The 14,258-nt window shown below is 59.7% G+C and carries 13 protein-coding genes; all 13 read left to right on the forward strand.

Annotated features, from left to right (window positions below; all coding sequences use genetic code 11):
* Positions 1-33: 33 nt before the first annotated feature.
* The 13 genes from B9Z51_RS05300 to hisG all read left to right on the forward strand — a co-directional run bounded on the left by B9Z51_RS05300 (position 34) and on the right by hisG (position 14,253).
* Positions 34-4,779 carry a glutamate synthase-related protein gene (locus B9Z51_RS05300; protein ID WP_108372397.1) on the forward strand — a complete coding sequence of 1,582 codons (4,746 nt, stop codon included), beginning with the start codon at positions 34-36 and terminating at the stop codon, positions 4,777-4,779.
* Between the two features lie 29 nt (positions 4,780-4,808).
* The gene (locus tag B9Z51_RS05305) at positions 4,809-6,290 is read left to right on the forward strand and encodes a glutamate synthase subunit beta (RefSeq protein WP_108372399.1); all 1,482 of its coding nucleotides are present in this window, start codon (positions 4,809-4,811) and stop codon (positions 6,288-6,290) included.
* A 103-nt stretch (positions 6,291-6,393) separates the two neighbouring features.
* Positions 6,394-7,209 (forward strand): ABC transporter ATP-binding protein, encoded by an 816-nt coding sequence (locus B9Z51_RS05310; protein ID WP_108372401.1) that lies wholly within the window; start codon positions 6,394-6,396, stop codon positions 7,207-7,209.
* Complete coding sequence (gene mlaE / locus B9Z51_RS05315) at positions 7,206-7,991, forward strand: lipid asymmetry maintenance ABC transporter permease subunit MlaE (RefSeq protein ID WP_108372403.1); 786 nt, start codon at positions 7,206-7,208, stop codon at positions 7,989-7,991. The genes B9Z51_RS05310 and mlaE overlap by 4 nt, the downstream gene beginning before the upstream one ends.
* A gap of 10 nt (positions 7,992-8,001) precedes the next feature.
* Positions 8,002-8,481 carry an outer membrane lipid asymmetry maintenance protein MlaD gene (mlaD, locus tag B9Z51_RS05320; RefSeq protein WP_108372405.1) on the forward strand — a complete coding sequence of 160 codons (480 nt, stop codon included), beginning with the start codon at positions 8,002-8,004 and terminating at the stop codon, positions 8,479-8,481.
* Positions 8,481-9,209 (forward strand): VacJ family lipoprotein, encoded by a 729-nt coding sequence (locus B9Z51_RS05325; RefSeq protein ID WP_233254828.1) that lies wholly within the window; start codon positions 8,481-8,483, stop codon positions 9,207-9,209. The genes mlaD and B9Z51_RS05325 overlap by 1 nt, the downstream gene beginning before the upstream one ends.
* An 88-nt stretch (positions 9,210-9,297) precedes the next feature.
* Positions 9,298-9,948: a phospholipid-binding protein MlaC gene (locus tag B9Z51_RS05330; protein ID WP_108372407.1), complete on the forward strand. Its 651-nt coding sequence runs from the start codon at positions 9,298-9,300 to the stop codon at positions 9,946-9,948.
* 17 nt (positions 9,949-9,965) lie between these two features.
* Positions 9,966-10,247 (forward strand): lipid asymmetry maintenance protein MlaB, encoded by a 282-nt coding sequence (locus B9Z51_RS05335; protein WP_108372409.1) that lies wholly within the window; start codon positions 9,966-9,968, stop codon positions 10,245-10,247.
* A 123-nt stretch (positions 10,248-10,370) separates the two neighbouring features.
* A complete protein-coding gene (locus B9Z51_RS05340; protein WP_108372411.1) occupies positions 10,371-11,306 on the forward strand; it encodes an ABC transporter ATP-binding protein in 936 nt (311 codons plus the stop codon).
* Positions 11,303-12,058, forward strand: coding sequence for an ABC transporter permease (locus B9Z51_RS05345; RefSeq protein WP_108372413.1), 756 nt, complete (start codon positions 11,303-11,305; stop codon positions 12,056-12,058). Before B9Z51_RS05340 ends, B9Z51_RS05345 begins: the two co-directional genes overlap by 4 nt.
* A gap of 5 nt (positions 12,059-12,063) precedes the next feature.
* Positions 12,064-12,306 (forward strand): BolA family protein, encoded by a 243-nt coding sequence (locus tag B9Z51_RS05350; RefSeq protein WP_108372415.1) that lies wholly within the window; start codon positions 12,064-12,066, stop codon positions 12,304-12,306.
* 43 nt (positions 12,307-12,349) lie between these two features.
* Entirely contained in the window at positions 12,350-13,615 is a 1,266-nt protein-coding gene (gene murA / locus B9Z51_RS05355) for a UDP-N-acetylglucosamine 1-carboxyvinyltransferase (protein WP_108372417.1), read from the forward strand.
* Positions 13,612-14,253, forward strand: a complete 642-nt coding sequence (hisG, locus tag B9Z51_RS05360) for an ATP phosphoribosyltransferase (protein ID WP_108372419.1) — start codon at positions 13,612-13,614, stop codon at positions 14,251-14,253. Before murA ends, hisG begins: the two co-directional genes overlap by 4 nt.
* Positions 14,254-14,258 lie beyond the last annotated feature (5 nt).

A 14,258-nucleotide genomic window follows, 5' to 3' on the forward strand; every position in this document is an offset into this window, starting at 1 on the left:
CGACCCCCTGCGTATAAACCCTAGGAGTGCGCCATGACCACGGCAGCCGAAAAAGAACATTTCCAAACGACCGGTCTCTATGACCCGGCCAATGAGCACGATGCTTGCGGTGTTGGCTTTGTGGCCCACATCAAAGGTCAAAAGAGCCACGCCATCGTGACGCAGGCCCTCAAGATTCTTGAAAACCTGGACCACCGGGGTGCTGTGGGTGCCGATGCGCTCATGGGCGACGGTGCCGGTATCCTGATCCAGCTGCCCGACGCGCTGTACCGCGAAGAGATGGCTAAACAAGGCATCAACTTGCCGCCTTTCGGTGAGTACGGTGTGGGCATGGTCTTCTTGCCCAAGGAACATGCTTCGCGCATGGCCTGCGAGCAAGAACTCGAGCGCGCCGTCAAGGCCGAAGGCCAGGTGGTCTTGGGCTGGCGCGATGTGCCGGTCAACCGCGAAATGCCCATGTCGCCCCGCGTGCGAGAAAAAGAGCCGATCATGCGCCAGATCTTCATTGGCCGTGGCGCCGATGTGATCGTGCAGGACGCTCTGGAGCGCAAGCTGTACGTGATCCGCAAGACCGCCAGCGCCGCCATCCAGGCATTGAACCTGACGCACAGCAACGAGTACTACATCCCCAGCATGTCCAGCCGCACCGCGGTCTACAAGGGCTTGCTGCTGGCCGATCAGGTCGGCACGTATTACCTGGACCTGCAAGATGAGCGCTGCGTCTCGGCGTTGGGTCTGGTGCACCAGCGTTTCTCCACCAACACCTTCCCCGAGTGGCCATTGGCTCACCCTTACCGTTATGTCGCCCACAATGGCGAGATCAACACCGTCAAGGGCAACTACAACTGGATGAAGGCCCGCGAAGGCGTGATGTCTTCGCCCGTGCTGGCCGCCGATCTGCAAAAGCTCTACCCCATCAGCTTCGCCGGTCAGTCCGACACCGCCACCTTTGACAACTGCCTGGAACTGCTGACCATGGCGGGTTACCCCATCAGCCAGGCCGTGATGATGATGATTCCCGAGCCTTGGGAACAGCACACCACCATGGACGAGCGCCGCAAGGCCTTCTATGAATACCACGCTGCGATGTTGGAGCCATGGGATGGCCCCGCGTCGATCGTGTTCACCGACGGCCGCCAGATCGGCGCCACGCTCGACCGCAACGGCCTGCGCCCTTCGCGCTACATCATCACCGACGACGACATGGTCATCATGGGTTCGGAAACCGGCGTGCTGCCGATCCCCGAAAGCAAGATCGTGCGCAAGTGGCGTCTGCAGCCCGGCAAGATGTTCCTGATCGATCTGGAACAAGGCCGCATGATCAACGACGAAGAGTTGAAGGCGGGCCTCGCCAGCGCCAAGCCCTACAAGCAGTGGATCGAAAACCTGCGCATCCGTCTGGACGATGTGGACCACCCCGTGGCCGGAGAGGGCGCACAGGAGTTGCCGATCAGCCAAACCGAACCCCAGTCGGTGGGCACCAGCGCAGCGTCACCCCAGTTGCTGGATCTGCAACAAGCCTTTGGCACCACGCAAGAAGACATCAAGTTCTTGTTGGCCCCCATGGCGTCTGCCGGTGAAGAAGCCATTGGCTCGATGGGCAACGACAGCCCACTGGCAGTGCTGTCCGACAAGAACAAGCCGCTCTACAACTACTTCAAGCAGTTGTTCGCGCAAGTGACCAACCCCCCGATCGACCCGATCCGCGAAGCGATCGTGATGTCGCTGGTGTCCTTCATCGGCCCCAAGCCGAACCTGCTGGACATCAACCAGGTCAACCCACCGATGCGCCTGGAAGTCAGCCAGCCGATCCTGGACTTCGCCGACATGGCCAAGCTGCGCAACATCGAGCAAGCCACCCAGGGCAAGTTCAAGAGCGCGACGCTGGACATCACCTACCCCGCCCTGTGGGGACGCGAAGGCGTGGAAGCCAAGCTGGCCTCGCTGTGCGCTGAAGCTGTGGACGCCATCAAGGGCGGCCACAACATCCTGATCATCAGCGACCGTGGCGTGAACGCCACCCAAGTGGCTGTGCCCGCGCTGCTGGCCCTGTCGGCCATCCACCAGCATCTGGTGACCGAAGGTCTGCGCACCACCGCAGGCCTGGTGGTTGAAACCGGTACTGCCCGCGAAGTGCACCACTTTGCTGTGTTGGCCGGTTACGGCGCCGAAGCCGTGCATCCCTACTTGGCGATGGAAACTTTGGCCGCTTTACACAAAGAGCTGCCCGGCGACTTGTCGGCCGAGAAAGCCATTTACAACTACGTCAAGGCGATCGGTAAGGGCCTGTCCAAGATCATGTCCAAGATGGGCGTGTCGACCTACATGTCTTACTGCGGTGCGCAGTTGTTCGAAGCCATCGGCATCAACACCGAGACCATCAACAAGTACTTCACCGGCACCGCCAGCCGCGTGGGCGGCATCGGCGTGTTTGAAATCGCCGAAGAAGCCTTCCGCATGCACACCGCCGCCTTTGGCGACGACCCCGTGCTGGCCACCATGCTGGACGCCGGTGGCGAATACGCCTGGCGCGCCCGTGGCGAAGAGCACATGTGGACGCCTGACGCGATCGCCAAATTGCAGCACTCCACACGTGCCGGCAACTTCAGCACCTACAAGGAATACGCACAGATTATCAACGACCAAAGCAAGCGCCACATGACGCTGCGCGGTTTGTTCGAGTTCAAGATTGACCCGTCCAAGGCCATCCCGCTGGAGCAGGTCGAGCCTGCAGCCGAGATCGTCAAGCGTTTCGCCACCGGCGCGATGTCGCTGGGTTCGATCTCTACCGAAGCACACGCCACTCTGGCCGTGGCCATGAACCGCATCGGCGGCAAGAGCAACACCGGTGAAGGCGGCGAAGACGCCAACCGCTACCGCAACGAACTCAAGGGCATTCCGATCAAGCAGGGCGATTCGCTCAAGAGCGTGATTGGCGAAGCCAACGTCGAGGTCGATCTGCCATTGCTGGCTGGCGACTCGCTGCGTTCGCGCATCAAGCAGGTGGCTTCGGGCCGTTTCGGTGTGACCGCCGAATACCTGTCAAGCGCTGACCAGATCCAGATCAAGATGGCCCAGGGCGCCAAGCCCGGCGAAGGCGGTCAGCTGCCCGGCGGTAAGGTGTCCGAGTACATCGGCAAGCTGCGCCACTCGGTGCCCGGTGTGGGCCTGATCTCGCCACCACCGCACCACGACATCTACTCGATCGAGGATTTGGCCCAGCTGATCCACGACCTGAAGAACGTGGCACCGCACAGCGACATCAGCGTCAAGCTCGTGTCCGAAATCGGCGTCGGCACCATCGCCGCCGGTGTGGCCAAGTGCAAGGCAGACCACGTTGTGATCGCTGGACACGACGGCGGCACGGGCGCATCGCCCTGGTCGTCCGTCAAGCACGCGGGCTCGCCATGGGAAATCGGTCTGGCCGAAACCCAACAGACCTTGGTGCTCAACGGCTTGCGCGGTCGCATCCGCGTGCAGGCCGATGGCCAGATGAAGACCGGCCGTGACGTCGCCATCGGCGCGCTCTTGGGCGCGGACGAATTCGGCTTCGCCACCGCACCGCTGGTGGTCGAGGGCTGCATCATGATGCGCAAGTGCCACCTGAACACCTGCCCCGTGGGCGTGGCCACGCAAGACCCGACTCTGCGCGCCAAGTTCACCGGCAAGCCTGAGCATGTCGTGAACTACTTCTTCTTCATCGCCGAAGAAGTGCGTCAGATCATGGCCCAGCTGGGCATCGCCAAGTTCGACGACATGGTGGGCCGAGCTGACCTGCTCGACATGCGCGCTGGCGTGAGCCACTGGAAGGCCCGCGGCCTGGACTTCGGTCGTCTGCTGGCCGTGCCGCAAGTCACGATGGACGCCGACGTGCGCCACGTGCAAACCCAGGACCATGGCCTGGCCAAGGCCCTGGACAATGTGCTGATCGCCAAGAGCCGCGCTGCCATCGACAAGGGCGAAAAAGTGCAGTTCATGGAAGCTGCCCGCAACGTGAACCGCTCGGTCGGTGCCATGCTGTCTGGCGCGGTGACCAAGGTGCACCCCGAAGGTCTGCCTGACGACACCATCCGCATCCAACTGGAAGGCACAGGCGGTCAGTCGTTTGGCGCTTTCTTGTGCAACGGCATCACGCTGTACCTGATCGGCGAAGCCAACGACTACACCGGCAAGGGTTTGTCGGGTGGCCGCGTGGTCGTGCGCCCAAGCCTGGACTTCCGTGGCGTGGCCTCGCAAAACATCATCGTGGGCAACACCGTCATGTACGGCGCGACCACCGGTGAAGCCTTCTTCGCTGGCGTGGCTGGCGAGCGATTTGCGGTGCGCCTCTCGGGTGCCACAGCGGTCGTTGAGGGCACGGGTGACCACGGTTGCGAATACATGACCGGCGGCACCGTGGCGGTGCTGGGCAAGACCGGCCGCAACTTTGGCGCGGGCATGAGCGGTGGTATCGCTTATGTGTACGACGAAGACGGCGAGTTCGCTTCGCGTTGCAACACCGCCATGGTCAGCATGGAAAAAGTGCTGTCGGTGGCCGAGCAGGAAGCGCAAGTGGACCGCAAGGTCTGGCACCGCGACCAAGCCGACGAAGCACAACTCAAGAAGCTGCTGGAAGACCATTTCAAGTGGACCGGCAGCCAGCGCGCTCGCGAGTTGCTGGACAACTGGTCCACAGCCCGAGCCAAGTTCGTGAAGGTGTTCCCGAACGAATACAAGCGTGCTCTGGGCGAGATCAACGCCCGCAAAGCAGCCAAGGCCGCCCAGCCTGTCGCCGCCTGAGCCCCAAGTCAAGAATCGAAGGAAACATCATGGGAAAAATCACCGGCTTCATGGAATTTGAGCGCATCGAAGAGGGCTACAAACCCGTCGCCGACCGCTTGAAAAACTACGGCGAATTCGTGATCGGGTTGACCGAAGAGCAGTCCAAGACGCAAGCTGCGCGTTGCATGGATTGCGGCACACCGTTTTGCAACAACGGCTGCCCGGTCAACAACATCATTCCGGACTTCAACGACCTGGTGTACCAGGGCGATTGGAAGAACGCGATCGAGGTGCTGCACAGCACCAACAACTTCCCCGAGTTCACAGGCCGCATCTGCCCCGCGCCTTGCGAAGCAGCTTGCGTGGTCAACTTCAACGACGACGCCGTGGGCATCAAGTCCATTGAGCACGCCATCATCGACCGCGCCTGGGCCGAAGGTTGGGTCACGCCCCGCCCTGCCAAGGTCAAGACCGGCAAAACCGTGGCTGTGATCGGTGCAGGCCCTGCAGGCCTCGCCGCAGCCCAGCAGCTGGCACGCGCTGGCCACGACGTGACCTTGTTCGAGAAGAACGACCGCGTGGGTGGTTTGCTGCGTTACGGCATTCCTGACTTCAAGATGGAAAAGTCGCACATCGACCGCCGCGTCCAGCAGCTTGAAGCCGAAGGCGTGAAGATCCGCACCAGCGTGCTGGTGGGGGGGTGGCCCAAGGATTCCAAGGTCACCAACTGGGCCAAAGAAACCATCAGCGCCGAACAGCTCAAGAAAGACTTTGACGCCGTGCTGCTGACTGGCGGCTCTGAGCAGTCGCGTGACCTGCCCGTGCCTGGACGCGATCTGGACGGCATCCACTTTGCGATGGAGTTCCTGCCCCAGCAAAACAAGGTGAATGCGGGCGACAAGCTCAAGGGCCAGCTGCGCGCTGACGGCAAAAACGTCATTGTGATCGGTGGCGGCGACACCGGCAGCGACTGCGTGGGCACCAGCACACGCCACGGCGCGGTCAGCGTGACCCAGTTCGAGGTGATGCCCGAGCCACCCGAAAAAGAAAACAAGTTGATGGTCTGGCCTTACTGGCCCATGAAGCTGCGCACCAGCTCCAGCCACGACGAGAGCGCCGAAAAAGGCCTGTTGCAACGCGAGTTCGCCATTTCCACCAAAGAGTTCATCGGTGAAAAAGGCAAGCTCAAGGGTCTGAAAACCGTGCACGTCGAATTCAAAGACGGCAAGATGGTCGAAGTGCCCGGCACCGAGAAGGAATACAAAGCCGACATGGTCTTGCTGGCCATGGGCTTCACCAACCCGGTCGCCACTGTGCTCGACGCCTTCGGCATCGACAAAGACGCCCGTGGCAACGCCAAGGCCACAACCGACTTCACCGGCGGCTATGCCACCAACGTGAACAAAGTGTTTGCTGCCGGTGACATGCGCCGTGGCCAGTCGCTGGTGGTATGGGCGATCCGTGAAGGCCGTCAGGCAGCACGGGCGGTGGACGAGTTCTTGATGGGCCAAACCGACTTGCCCCGTTGAGGTTTTTTGTTCTAGGTAAAATCCCTAGAGCTCCAAGATTTACAAATTGTTGATCTTGGGCCATTAACATCACAAGAGCCGGTTTGCCCGGCTCTTGTTTTTCATGAATACACCGACTACATCCTCTCTTGTTGAAATCCGTGACCTGAGCTTTGACTACGGGGACCGCGTCATTTTGAAGAACCTGAGCTTCAATGTGCCGCGAGGGAAAGTTACGGCCTTGATGGGCGTGTCGGGTGGCGGAAAAACCACGGTGCTGCGCCTGATCGGTGGGCAAATTCGGGCCACCCAGGGGCAGGTGCTGGTGAACGGTCACGATGTGAGCCGCATGAACCAGCAAGAGCTGTACGCCGCGCGTCGCCGCATGGGCATGCTGTTCCAGTTTGGCGCGCTTTTCACCGACATGAGCGTGTTCGATAACGTGGCCTTCCCCTTGCGTGAACACACGGCTTTGTCGGAAGACTTGATCCGTGACATCGTGCTCATGAAGCTCGATGCCGTGGGCCTGCGCGGCGCCCGGGATCTGAAGCCTTCCGAGATATCCGGCGGTATGAGTCGTCGTGTGGCTTTGGCCCGCGCCATTGCCCTGGACCCTGATCTGATCATGTACGACGAACCGTTTGCCGGTTTGGACCCCATTTCATTGGGCACGGCGGCGCGTTTGATTCGGCGCCTGAACGACAGCTTGGGTATCACCAGCGTGATCGTCTCGCACGATGTGACGGAAACCTTCGAGATTGCCGACCATGTGGTGATTTTGGCCAATGGCGGTGTGGCCGCCCAAGGTACACCGGCCGAGTTGCGCGTGAGTGAAGACCCCTTGATTCACCAGTTCGTGCATGCGCTCAGCGATGGCCCGGTGCCGTTCCACTACCCCGCGCCCGCCGCCGCGCAAGACTATGACCGGAGGACGGCATGAATGTGTTGAACATGCTGGCCGCATTGGGCGCGAACACCCGCCAGGCCTTGGCTGATTGGGGCTATGGCGCACGCTTGTTTTTCAAGCTGTGCAAGATGTCCGGCACCACGCTGCGGCGCTTTGGTCTGGTGCGAGACCAGGTGCATTTCCTGGGCAACTATTCGCTGGCCATCATCACGGTGTCTGGTTTGTTTGTGGGCTTTGTGCTCGGCTTGCAGGGCTATTACACCTTGCAGCGTTATGGCTCGGCCGAGGCTTTGGGCTTGCTGGTGGCGCTGAGTCTGGTGCGTGAATTGGGACCAGTCGTGGCTGCTTTGCTCTATGCCGGTCGTGCGGGCGCGTCGCTCACTGCCGAGATCGGCCTGATGCGTGCGGGTGAGCAATTGACGGCCTTGGAGATGATGGCGGTGGACCCGATTCAGCGCATATTGGCGCCCCGTTTTTGGGGCGGCATCATTGCGTTGCCCTTGCTGGCTGCGGTGTTCAGTGCAGTGGGCATTCTGGGCGGTTATGTGGTGGGCGTCTTGCTCATTGGCGTGGACGCAGGATCGTTTTGGAGTCAGATGCAAGGTGGGGTCGATGTCTTCAAGGATGTGGGCAACGGCATCATCAAGAGCGTGGTGTTTGCCATTGCGGTGACGTTCATTGCCTTGCTCCAGGGCTATGTCGCCAAGCCCACGCCTGAGGGAGTGGCCAGTGCCACGACCCGCAGTGTGGTGGTTTCTTCTTTGTCGGTTTTGGGTTTGGACTTCATCCTGACCGCGATGATGTTCAGCATTTGAGGAGGACGGCATGCAACGTTCAAAAAATGATATCTGGGTGGGTTTGTTTGTGCTTTTGGGCGCTTTGGCCGTGTTGTTTTTGGCGCTCAAGTCGGCCAATTTGCTGACGCTGAATTTCAGCTCGGATTACCAGGTCAGTGCCAAGTTCGACAACATTGGCGGTCTCAAGCCCGGTGCTGCGGTCAAGAGCGCAGGGGTTGTGGTGGGCCGTGTCAAGAAAATCGAATTCGATGGTGAGTCGTATCAGGCCAAGGTGACCCTGGGCTTGCAGTCGCAAAACACTTTTCCGCAAGATAGCTCGCTGAAAATCTTGACCAGCGGGCTGCTGGGCGAGCAATACCTGGACATCGTGCCCGGTGCCGACGAAAAGAATCTGGTGGCTGGCGACAAAATCGGATCGACCCAATCGGCGGTCATTCTGGAAAACCTGATCAGCCAGTTCCTGTACAGCCAGGCTGAAAAGCCCAAGGCCGAAAGCGCCAAGCCATGATGGTGCGAATCAAAAAAGGCGCGATGACCCTGGCGGTTGTCGTCCCCATGCTGTTGCAAGGCTGCGCTACGGTCAAAAGTGCAGATGTCCGCGATCCCTGGGAGTCCATGAACCGCAGCGTGTACAACTTCAACGACACGCTGGACGCAGCTGTCCTCAAACCCGCTGCCAAGGCTTATGTGGCGGTGTTGCCCAGGCCAGTCCGCACAGGCATTCACAATTTCCTGGGCAATCTCGGTGATGTGTGGTCCATGGCCAACAGTGCCTTTCAATTGAAAGGGCAAGCGACCGCTGAAACATTCATGCGCATCAGCGTCAACACGATTTTTGGCCTGGGGGGCGTGCTGGATGTGGCCACAGAGATGCGACTTGAAAAACGCAAGGAAGATTTTGGTCAGACCCTCGGGTATTGGGGTGTCAAGCCGGGGCCATACCTGATGCTGCCACTCTTGGGGCCTTCCACCTTGCGCGATGCACTGGGCACGCCCCTGGACATCAAGGGCAATGCGGTGCAGCAATTCAACGATGTGGCAACCCGCAATGTGTTGACCGCCACGGGCGTGATTGATACGCGCGCAAGCCTGATCAAGACGGTGGATGTGGTCAAAGAAGCCGCACTGGACCCTTATTCCTTCGTGCGAGACGCCTATTTGCAAAAGCGCGAGAACGATATTTATGATGGCAATCCGCCATCCAATTTTGACTACAGCGAATCTGAAACGCCATGAATCTGAACCGACTTGGCGCGTTACAGTTGTTCACAACGACTGACCCAAGTCCTATGGATTGACTGCCCGATCCCACTATATTCACTGTATGAAAAACATTCTGAACTCCTTTTCCCGTCGCTATTTTGTGGGCGCCGTGCTGGCTGTGGGCCTGAGCGCCACGGTTGGCGCGGCTTGGGCTGCAGATGAAGCGCCCGAAGTGTTCATCAAACGCATCACCAATGAAACGCTGGACAGCATCAAAGCTGACAAGGCTTTGCGCAATGGTGACATGAACAAGATCATGCTGTTGGTCGATGGCAAGCTGATGCCGCATGTCAACTTCCGTCGCATGACCGCGCTGGCGACAGGTCCGGCCTGGCGCAAAGCCACGCCGGAGCAGCAAAAAAGGTTGCAGGACGAATTCAAGATTTTGCTGGTGCGCACTTACGCGGGTGCCCTCAGTCAGGTGAACGACCAGGTGGTTCAGGTCAAGCCTTTGCGCCCCGGTCAGGAAGACAAAAACCTGGTGGTGAACACGGAAGTGCGTGGCAAAGGCGATCCGATTCAATTGGACTATCGCCTTGAAAAAACCCCGGGCGAAGGTTCGGGTTGGATGATTTTTGACCTCAATGTTCTGGGCGTTTGGCTGATTGAGAACTACCGTACGCAGTTCACCAAAGAAATCAACGCCGGCGGTATTGATGCCTTGATCGCCAGTCTGGCGGCGCGCAACAAGTCCAATGCGGGCAACTCTTGATCTGCCAAGGCCTGACGATGAGCGATCTGACACTGCCTGCGACCTTGATGCATGACCAGGCCAATGCCTGTCTGGCGCAGTGGGTTGCCCGGTTGCAGGCGCAACAAGCGTCGACAGCGCCGGTCCAACTCGACGCATCGGCCCTGCAAGATTTTGATTCTTCGGCGCTGGCTGTCTTGCTGGGCTTGCGCCGGGAAGTTCGTGAATTGGGGCGCAGCTTGCAGGTGCAGGGCATGACCGCTCGTCTGCGTGAGTTGGCCACTTTGTACGGCGTACTGGATTTGCTTGAATCGGCCTGATTCATGCCATTTGATTTTTTTTAAGCGTTTCGTCTGAACGGCGGCCCTTTTGGGCTTCTTTTGACACGATCTTCGTCATGACGCAGCGCCAGAGCGGGGCAGCACTTAAAATAAAGCCCTGACATGTCTGCACTCTCATTCCAATCCATCTCTAAAACTTACCCTGCCAAACAGGCTGGCGCAGCCGCGTTCAAGGCGCTCGACCAGGTCACCCTGGAGGTGCAAGAGGGTGAGTTTTTCGGCCTTCTGGGTCCCAATGGCGCTGGCAAAACCACCCTGATCAGCATCCTGGCGGGCTTGACCCGTGCGACCGAAGGCACGGCCCGGGTGCATGGCCATGACGTGCAGGCCGACTATGCGGCGGCTCGCCGTTTACTGGGCGTGGTACCTCAAGAGCTGGTGTTTGACCCGTTTTTCACGGTGCGCGAGTCGCTGCGCATCCAGTCGGGTTATTTTGGGGTCAAGAAAAACGACGCCTGGATTGATGAACTGCTGGAAAGCCTGGGCCTGACCGACAAGGCGGGCGCCAACATGCGCCAGCTCTCGGGCGGCATGAAACGCCGAGTGCTGGTTGCCCAAGCCCTGGTGCACAAGCCCCGCGTGATTGTTCTCGACGAACCGACCGCAGGCGTCGATGTGGAATTGCGCCAGACCTTGTGGGCCTTCATCGCCAAACTCAACAAGCAAGGCCACACGGTGTTGCTGACCACGCACTACCTCGAAGAAGCCGAAGCCCTGTGCGGCCGCATTGCCATGCTCAAGCGCGGCCAGGTGGTGGCCCTTGAGCGCACCTCTGATCTGCTCAAGTCCGCCACCAGCCAGGTGCTGCGCATGAAGCTCGATGGTGATTTGCCTGCTGCCCTTGCTGCCATGGCGCGCGTGACAGGACGCATCGTTCAGCTGCCGGTGCACAACGCGCTCGAAATTGAAAACCACCTGGCCACCATCCGCGCGGCGGGCCTGGTGGCCGAAGACGTGGAAATCCGGCAACCTGATCTGGAAGACGTCTTCCTCGAAGTCATGAACCGAAAACAACCCGCACACGGAGTCTCGGCATGACCGGCTGGCAAACACTGCTTTACAAAGAAGTGCTGCGCTTTTGGAAAGTCGCTTTCCAGACCATTGCGGCGCCCGTGCTCACCTCGGTGCTCTACATGCTGATCTTCGGCCATGTGCTGGAAAATCATGTGAAGGTTTATGACCAGGTGGCCTATACCTCGTTCTTGCTGCCTGGCCTGATCATGATGGGGGTGCTGCAAAACGCCTTTGCCAACAGTTCGTCGAGCCTGGTGCAAAGCAAGATCATGGGCAACATCGTCTTTTTGCTGCTTACGCCCTTGTCGCACTGCAGCTGGTTTGTGGCCTATGTGGGCTCGTCGGTGGTGCGTGGCTTGGCCGTGGGCCTGGGCGTGTTTGTCATCACCGGCTGGATGGTCAACATCCAGTTCATCTACCCCTTGTGGATTTTGGCCTTCGCCATTTTGGGCGCGGCCATGATGGGCGCCTTGGGCGTGATTGCAGGGCTGTGGGCCGAAAAATTCGACCAAATGGCCGCCTTCCAGAACTTCGTCATCATGCCCATGACCTTCCTGTCGGGCGTGTTCTACTCCATCCACTCGCTGCCTGCCTTTTGGCAACAACTGAGCCACCTCAACCCCTTCTTTTACATGATCGATGGCTTCCGCTACGGCTTTTTTGGCCACAGCGATGTCTCCCCCTGGATCAGTCTGGCGGTGGTGGGCACAGCCATGGTGTTGGTGAGCAGCGTGACCCTTTATCTTTTGCGCACCGGCTACAAAATCCGGAGCTGAAACACATGAACGCAGAGCAACTTCACGCCATCATTGCCGCAGGACTCGAATGCACCCACCTTGAAGTCGACGGCGATGGTCGACACTGGAGTGCCGTGGTCGTGTCTGACGCGTTTGCGGGTATGCGCCCAATTGCCCGCCATCAGCGGGTGTATGCCACGTTGGGGCAAAAAATTCACAACGACGAGGTGCATGCCTTGTCGATGAAAACCTATACACCAGCTGAATGGGCCACCCAAGGCCGTTGAATGGCTTTGAAGAGTCGTCAAGACACTGAACAGATCAAAACCCATGGACAAACTGAAAATTAGAGGCGGCCAGCGCCTGCAAGGGACGCTGGATGTGGCCGGTGCCAAAAACGCCGCCTTGCCCGAGCTGTGTGCGGCCTTGTTGAGCGCCGACCCCGTCACGTTGGCCAATGTGCCTCGCTTGCAGGACGTGTCCACCATGCTCAAGCTGATCCGCAACATGGGCGTGACCGCTGAGCACCACGAAGACGGCCGCGTCACGCTGGATGCCGGTGCTTTGAACAACCCCGAAGCTCCCTATGAGCTGGTGAAAACCATGCGTGCCTCGGTGCTGGCCTTGGGGCCTTTGCTGGCCCGTTTTGGCCACGCCAAAGTCTCGTTGCCCGGTGGCTGTGCCATCGGCTCGCGTCCGGTGGACCAGCACATCAAGGGCTTGCAGGCCATGGGGGCCGAAATTTCGGTCGAGCATGGCTACATGCTGGCCAGCCTGCCCGCAGGCCGCACACGCCTGAAGGGCGCGCACATCACCACCGACATGGTGACCGTGACCGGCACCGAAAACTTCATGATGGCTGCGGCTTTGGCCGAAGGTGAGACGGTGCTCGAAAACGCCGCCCAGGAGCCCGAAATTGGCGATCTGGCTGAAATGCTCATCAAGATGGGCGCCAAGATCGAAGGCCACGGCACACGCCGAATCCGGATTCAGGGCGTGGAGCGTTTGCACGGTTGCGAACACCAGGTGGTGGCCGACCGCATCGAGGCGGGCACTTTTTTGTGCGCGGTCGCTGCAACCGGTGGTGACGTGGTGTTGCGCCACGGGCGTGCCGATCACCTGGAAGTGGTCATTGAGAAGCTGCGCGATGCCGGTGCCACGATTGAAGCTGGTGATGGCTTCATCCGCGTCCAATCCGAAGGGCGCTTGAAAGCCCAGAGCTTTCGCACCACCGAATACCCCGGTTTCCCGACCGACATGCAGGCCCAGTTCATGGCGCTCAACTGCATCTCGCAAGGCGCGAGCAAAGTGACCGAGACGATTTTTGAAAACCGTTTCATGCACGTCAACGAACTGGTGCGCCTGGGCGCGCACATCCAGATCGACGGCAAGGTGTCGGTGATCGAAGGGGTTGAAAAATTGTCGGGTGCCATCGTCATGGCCACCGACCTGCGCGCATCCGCCAGCCTGGTGATTGCCGGTTTGGTGGCCGAAGGCGAAACCATTGTCGACCGCATCTACCACCTGGACCGCGGCTATGACCGCATGGAATTGAAACTGCGCGGCCTGGGTGCCGACATCGAAAGAGTGAAATGATCACGCTGGCCCTGTCCAAAGGACGCATCTTTGACGAAACCCTGCCGCTGCTCAAAGCCGCTGGCATCGAGGTGCTCGAAGACCCCGAAAAATCCCGCAAGCTGATCTTGCCCACCAACCAGGCCAATGTGCGCGTGGTGCTGGTGCGCGCCAGCGACGTGCCCACCTATGTGGAATACGGCGGCGCCGATTTGGGCGTGACCGGGTTGGACACGTTGATCGAACACGGCGGCCAAGGCCTTTACCAGCCGCTGGACCTGAACATCGCCAAATGCCGCATGAGCGTGGCGGTGCGTGCCGACTACGACTACGCCGCGCAAGTGCGCACGGGCGCGCGCCTGAAAGTGGCGACCAAGTACACCACGATTGCCCGCGACTTTTTTGCCACCAAAGGCGTGCACGTCGACCTGATCAAGCTTTACGGCAGCATGGAACTGGCACCGCTCACGGGCTTGGCTGATGCCATCGTCGATCTGGTGTCCACGGGCAACACCCTCAAGGCCAACCACCTGGTTGAAGTCGAACGCATCATGGACATCAGCTCGCGTCTGGTCGTGAACCAGGCAGCTCTCAAACTCAAGCAAGCACCGATCCGCGCCATCATCGACGCCTTTGCGGGCGCGGTGAAGAAAGACTGAACCCC

Source organism: Limnohabitans sp. T6-5 (assembly GCF_003063315.1).
Taxonomy (GTDB): Bacteria; Pseudomonadota; Gammaproteobacteria; order Burkholderiales; family Burkholderiaceae_C; genus Limnohabitans_A.

Excerpts from the sequence above, each read along its gene's own strand:
- B9Z51_RS05350 (WP_108372415.1), top strand. The coding sequence starts at position 12,064 with ATGAACGCAGAGCAACTTCACGCCATCATTGCCGCAGGACTCGAATGC.
- murA (WP_108372417.1), top strand. The coding sequence starts at position 12,350 with ATGGACAAACTGAAAATTAGAGGCGGCCAGCGCCTGCAAGGGACGCTG.
- mlaD (WP_108372405.1), top strand. The coding sequence starts at position 8,002 with ATGCAACGTTCAAAAAATGATATCTGGGTGGGTTTGTTTGTGCTTTTG.
- B9Z51_RS05335 (WP_108372409.1), top strand. The coding sequence starts at position 9,966 with ATGAGCGATCTGACACTGCCTGCGACCTTGATGCATGACCAGGCCAAT.
- B9Z51_RS05300 (WP_108372397.1), top strand. The coding sequence starts at position 34 with ATGACCACGGCAGCCGAAAAAGAACATTTCCAAACGACCGGTCTCTAT.
- B9Z51_RS05305 (WP_108372399.1), top strand. The coding sequence starts at position 4,809 with ATGGGAAAAATCACCGGCTTCATGGAATTTGAGCGCATCGAAGAGGGC.
- B9Z51_RS05310 (WP_108372401.1), top strand. The coding sequence starts at position 6,394 with ATGAATACACCGACTACATCCTCTCTTGTTGAAATCCGTGACCTGAGC.
- mlaE (WP_108372403.1), top strand. The coding sequence starts at position 7,206 with ATGAATGTGTTGAACATGCTGGCCGCATTGGGCGCGAACACCCGCCAG.
- B9Z51_RS05330 (WP_108372407.1), top strand. The coding sequence starts at position 9,298 with ATGAAAAACATTCTGAACTCCTTTTCCCGTCGCTATTTTGTGGGCGCC.
- B9Z51_RS05345 (WP_108372413.1), top strand. The coding sequence starts at position 11,303 with ATGACCGGCTGGCAAACACTGCTTTACAAAGAAGTGCTGCGCTTTTGG.
- hisG (WP_108372419.1), top strand. The coding sequence starts at position 13,612 with ATGATCACGCTGGCCCTGTCCAAAGGACGCATCTTTGACGAAACCCTG.
- B9Z51_RS05340 (WP_108372411.1), top strand. The coding sequence starts at position 10,371 with ATGTCTGCACTCTCATTCCAATCCATCTCTAAAACTTACCCTGCCAAA.
- B9Z51_RS05325 (WP_233254828.1), top strand. The coding sequence starts at position 8,481 with ATGGTGCGAATCAAAAAAGGCGCGATGACCCTGGCGGTTGTCGTCCCC.